We start from the raw sequence: 5,811 nt of genomic DNA on the forward strand, positions 1-5,811 counted from the left end.
AGCATATGCTGCTCTATGTCAGCCACTTTTTGCTGAGCATTAAAAATAGTGTCTGCCGGTTGCGTGCCTTGCATAACAGCTTTTAAGGTGTCGTAAAAGCCGACTTTATCGTACAAGTAATCCATTTTTCCTTGCTGGATATACGGGCGATATAGTGCGGGATTGTATACCTCGGCTAGTAAAAATGCCTCTGGGTTGTGCATCTTGATTGATGAGTTTAGAAAGCTCCAAAACTCTACTGGTACCATTTCGGCCATATCATAGCGAAAGCCATCTACGCCTTTATCGAGCCAATATAGCGCGATATCACGGAACTTATACCAGCTGTTTGGCAACTCTTTATCCTGCCAAAACTCAAAGTGCGCGCGTAAATCTTTAGTAGCATACTCATCGGGCAGAGTTGGAAAGTCATAACTACCGTCAGGTTTTACGCCATAATTTACTTTAACTGTTTCGTACCAGTCGTTTATATCAGGCTTAGCAGCACGGGCACCATTACCAGTCCATTTTGCAGGCGTTTCAGCAAATAAGTTATCAGCAAGTGGGTGGGCATTACCGCCTAGCACTTGGTAGTTTTCACTGGTTGGTACTTGAAATGACTGCCCAGTAACGTAATAAAAGTTATTATCGCGGGCATACTCTACGCTGGTGTCATCTTGCTCACCAAAATCTTTAACTCCAGCGGGTTTAGCGGTTGATTGATAATGACGCGCCACATGATTTGGCACAATATCAATGACCACTTTCATACCGTGTCGATGGGTGCGCTCAATTAATGCAGCAAACTCTTCGAGGCGGCGCTCTGGATTAATGGCTAAATCTGGGTTTACATCGTAATAATCTTTAATTGCATACGGCGAGCCGGCACGGCCTTTCACTACATCCGGGTCATCTTGGCTAATTCCATATTGGCTGTAATCGCCGACCAAAGCATGGTGTAACACGCCGGTATACCAAATATGGGTGGTACCAAGTTCTTTAATGCCACTTAAAGCAGTATCATTAAAGTCACTAAATGTGCCTACGCCATTTTGCTCTTTGGTTCCCCACGGAATATTGGCTGTTTGCGTATTACCAAATAAGCGCGTGAATACCTGATACACAACCGGCTTTGAATGCTCGTTAACTTGTTCAGCTACCTTTTTGTCAGTACTGGGGGTTGTGGGCTCATCTGAGCAGCTCGACAATAACAAGCTACTAGCTAATACCCATGAGCCATATTTGAATGTACTAATTGTGGTTTTATTTGTTGTCATAATGTTCTTACTTAGATCTGACGTTTTAATGGGTTGTCATTTAAACGTCATTTTTATTATAAATTTAATACTAAAGTGAACTGCCACTGACTGACAGCGGCTGCATACGTATTCACACAGGCTTTATTCAATTATTAATACCGTTGCACTCATAGGCGCTAAGGTCACTGTATCTGTTATATTTATTTGCTGTTCAGTAAAAAGACTCACAGCCTTTTTGTATTGCCCAATAACCTCTTGCAGATACGCTAATGACCAGTTTTTTGCTGCGGTATTTTTATTTAAAAACACCAACAAAGTTTGCTGTTCACTTATCCGCGCGTAACTGTATATACCTGATTTAGGACTAAAATGAACCAGTTTACCTTGCGCTATTGCTGGGCTTTGCTTTCTAAAATTAAGTAAGGTGGTGATGGTTTGCTGCATATCACGCTGCTCATCTGATAACCCTTGTCCTGTAAAAGCATTACTTGGCTGACCTTTAAAACCACCGGGGAAATCAATACGGATATCACCGTGATCATTACTGCCCGTATTATCAAGCAATACTTCGGTGCCATAATACATTTGTGCAATACCACGAGTGGTAAGCAACATAGTCATCGCCATTTTCGTTTTAGCAAGATCTTGCTTAAGCTGAGTGTAAACTCGGCTCATGTCGTGGTTATCGGCAAACACGAGCAAGTTGTCTGGATTTGGGTATAAAAAGTCATTGGCGATTGATTGATACACTTTTACCCAGCCAGTGTTCCAACTCTCCTCTTCATTAAGTGCTTGAATAAGTGACTCTTGTAATGAAAAATCCATCACGCTTGGTAAGCTTGAGGTATAGCCGTCGTTATTTACCTTTCCTGCTTGCCAATATGAAGCAATCGCAGGATTGGTGGTCCACTCTTCGCCAACAATATTAAAAGCGGGATACTCAGTCATTATGGCTTTAGTCCAGTCAGCTAAAAAGGCTTTGTCTGAATATGAATAGGTATCAACGCGAATACCGCTTAAGTCGGCGTATTCAATCCACCAAATAGCATTTTGGATAAGGTAGTTTGCTAATAACGGTTGCCGCTGGTTTAGATCCGGCATTGTGGCTACAAACCAGCCATCGCTAAACTGGCGTTTATCAAACTCACTTGCATGTGGGTCTTGAATGGTTTGACGAGCATGGCTGGTAGCATGTTTACCGTTTGCAAACTCGCCATTAAAATTGATCCAATCTGATGTGGGTTTATCTGTCATCCATTCATGCTCAGAGCCAAAGTGATTAAGCACTAGGTCCATCACTATACCAATACCGTGTTGTTTCGCTTTGGCTGATAACTCGCGATATAACTCATTTGAGCCCATGCGTGGGTCGATAGTGTAAAAATCGGTAATTGCATAACCGTGATAAGAGTAGCTGGGCATATCATTTTCAAGCGGTGGTGTTAACCAAAGCTGGGTTACGCCCAGTTTTTGCAAATACGGCAGTGCGTTAATTACACCTTGAATGTCGCCACCGTGACGCCCACCTCGCTCAATTGGATTTGCACCCTCAAGCACTCCTTTTACTGTGTCGTTGCTGCTATCGCCATTAGCAAAGCGATCCGGATTAATTAAGTAAATGGTATCACTGCTATCAAAACCGTTACGTTTACTGCTATTAGCTTTACGTGCATGCAATTGATACTCAAAACGCTCCCCTGATTTACTGCTAAACACTAAAACACCTGGCTTTGCTATTGGATTTATTTCAATATTTAAAAAAGCGTAATTTGGGTTATCTGTTTTAGTTACACTTTTTAAACTCACCCCTGAGTAAGATGCTAATTGCCATTGTTGCTTAGCAATACCTTGATCATGCAGCATAATTTGCAAGGTATTATTTTGCATACCAACCCACCAGTTTTGTGGCTCAACGCGCATTTTTGCGTGCAGCTGAAAACTCAGCATTACTGTTACTAACAGTAATGCGCTTTTTGATAGTCTCATATTAATATCCTGATTATTTTTGCTGCGGGATGATGGGCGTAAGCGCTCTAAAATGGCTTGCACACTGATGGTTAAAATTATAAAGCTCTTTAATTTGCTGTTGTTGCGTATAACTTGGCTTAGCAACGCTAGGAGGGAAGACGCCATAACCGCTCAATAAGGTATGCCACGACAGACTTGAATAGTAGTTTTCAATCCCTTGATGGGCAATTTCGCCGGTTAAATCATTACGCGATAGCCAGCACTGAAGAATATTTTTTAACGAGGCTGATAGCATTTCATTTTGACCATTTGCTTGCCAATACTCGGTATCTCGACGATTAGATGCGCGATAATGACACACAATATAATCGCGAATACCTTCTATACGGTTATTAATTTGCATATTGAACGGATCACGTTTTACTTCACTCGGTCGGTTATGCTCAAAACATGCGATAAACGATTCGATTGTTTGCTGCACTAAATGTAAAGCAGTTGCTTCAAGAGGTTCAATAAAGCCTTGCGATAAACCTACAGCTAAACAGTTTTTATACCAATGTTGCTTAACTCGTCCTACTTTCATTGTTAGCTTACGTGCAGGTACATCGCAATTGAGTAAGCCGAGTTTGGTTCTAAGTTCTGTTTCTGCTTCATCAGCACTGCAAAAGTCTTGGCTGTAAACATAACCATTGCCAATACGATTGGTAAGCGGAATAGCCCATTGCCATCCATATTTTAATGCGGTTGAAGTTGTTTGCGGGGCTTGTAATTGATTACTCATTGTCGGCAGTACAATAGCACTGTCGTTAAATAGATTTTCTTTAAAACTAAGCCAAGGTACGGCTAATGCTTGCTGAATAAGCAATCCTTTAAAACCACTACAATCGATAAAAAAATCAGCTGCAATACACTGCTGTCCATCACTGTTTTCATCAAGAACAAGCTGCTTGATGTTGCCTGCAGAATCAAGCTCAACCTGCGCGATGGTGCTTTTTAGGTGCTTAACACCTTTGCTTGTTGCTCTATTAGCTAAAAATAGCCCAAGCAGTCCCGAGTCAAAATGATAACCATAACTTTGCTGAAATGGAAAGTCCGCTTGAGTATGTGGCCCACGCCGTTGCTTAGCTAAGTAGGCTGCTAAAAAATAGCTGTCGGGATGTGCATCAATCGCTACACCTTGACGTTTTAACAAACAACTTTTTATAAATTGCTGCTGTGTATGTAAATCCGTCTGCCCATAAAATGAGTGAAAATACTGCTCATGACCTGGATGGGTAGACCAATTTTTAAATTCAATCCCCAGTTTGTAGGTTGCATTGCATTGAGGCATCCACTCACTTTCGCTAATATTTAATGTATCGAAGAATTGTTTTAACTGCGCAGTCGACCCTTCACCAACACCAATAGGCGCAATTGTTGGTGATTCAATTAAAGTGACATGGGTATTAGTGAGAGAATGATTTAATAAATTAGCAGCCATCCACCCTGCTGTACCACCACCAACAATAATAATATTCATACTAAAGGTGACCTTTTGCTAACTCTGAACAACGACAAAATCGCTGTAAATATTGCTCATGTGTTGGTAAGTGAGTAACGTATTGCTGTTGGATAGTCGCTATATTGGATAAGAACTCATCAAGCTCAGAATCTGAAATTGCACGTGCGAGCGGGTGATAACTTTGTGGTCGGATCCCTTGTCCAATTAAAACTTGTAGCCAAGCAACCTCTGAAAAAAGTTCATCTGCTTGTATTGAAAGCGTGCCTGTTCGTTTAAATAGTGCAATACGTTGCTGTAATGAGTCAGGTAATGTCATAGCGCCACACCGTTGCCAAAATGGAGACTGCTTTTGATTAACAGCGTAATGCAAAATAATAAAATCACGAATTTTTTCAAATTCATTTTTGGCTTGTAAATTATAAGCATGCGCCGATAACTCACAATCAGGATGCGCCGGAAATAACTTAATAAACCGAGCTATACTGGTTTGTATTAAATGTAAGCTGGTAGATTCCAAAGGTTCTAAAAAGCCACTAGATAAACCAATACTTAAACAGTTTTTAAACCACTGCTGTTCGCGTCTTCCTGGCGTGAACTTAATATGTTTTGGGGCCGTTATGGTCTCAGTTTCTAAACTATTTAATAACTGTTGTTCAGCTTGTTCAGCACTCATAAATTGGCTGCTATATACCAGCCCATTCCCCACTCTATTTTGCAGCGGAATTTGCCATTGCCACCCGGCATCTTTTGCAATCGAACGAGTAAATGGCGGCGTATTTTTCAGCGGTTTAGTTTGCACTGCAATTGCACGATCACAGAAAAGCCAATGCTGATAACTTTGGTATTTAACCCCCAACGCCTGTTCAATCAAGCGTGCACTGGAGCCGCTGCAATCAATAAAAAAATCACCTTTTATGGTTTGTTCATCACTGAGTTCAAGTGTTTTAATCAAGCCATTATCGTCTAATTTTACAGACTCCATCGTACCACTGAGATATTCTACACCTTGCGCAATTGCAAACTCTTGTAATAACTTTGCGTATTTGCCCGCATCAAAGTGATAAGCATAAGTAAGCCCAGCTAAAGGCGTTTTACCAATCTGTG

Annotated in this window: 4 protein-coding genes; all 4 read right to left on the reverse strand. The window is 41.1% G+C overall.

Annotated features, from left to right (window positions below; translation table 11 throughout):
- On the reverse strand, positions 1-1,256 hold a 1,256-nt coding region (locus H5232_RS21920; RefSeq protein WP_182831515.1), incomplete at its 3' end, for an alpha-amylase family glycosyl hydrolase.
- Between the two features lie 123 nt (positions 1,257-1,379).
- Entirely contained in the window at positions 1,380-3,185 is a 1,806-nt protein-coding gene (locus H5232_RS21925) for a glycoside hydrolase family 13 protein (protein WP_259398579.1), read from the reverse strand.
- Between the two features lie 52 nt (positions 3,186-3,237).
- Entirely contained in the window at positions 3,238-4,725 is a 1,488-nt protein-coding gene (locus H5232_RS21930; protein ID WP_182768240.1) for a tryptophan halogenase family protein, read from the reverse strand.
- Between the two features lies 1 nt (position 4,726).
- On the reverse strand, positions 4,727-5,811 hold a 1,085-nt coding region (locus H5232_RS21935; protein ID WP_182831516.1), incomplete at its 5' end, for a tryptophan halogenase family protein.

The sequence above is a fragment of the Pseudoalteromonas sp. SG41-5 genome (assembly GCF_014164495.1).
Taxonomy (GTDB): Bacteria; Pseudomonadota; Gammaproteobacteria; order Enterobacterales; family Alteromonadaceae; genus Pseudoalteromonas; species Pseudoalteromonas rhizosphaerae.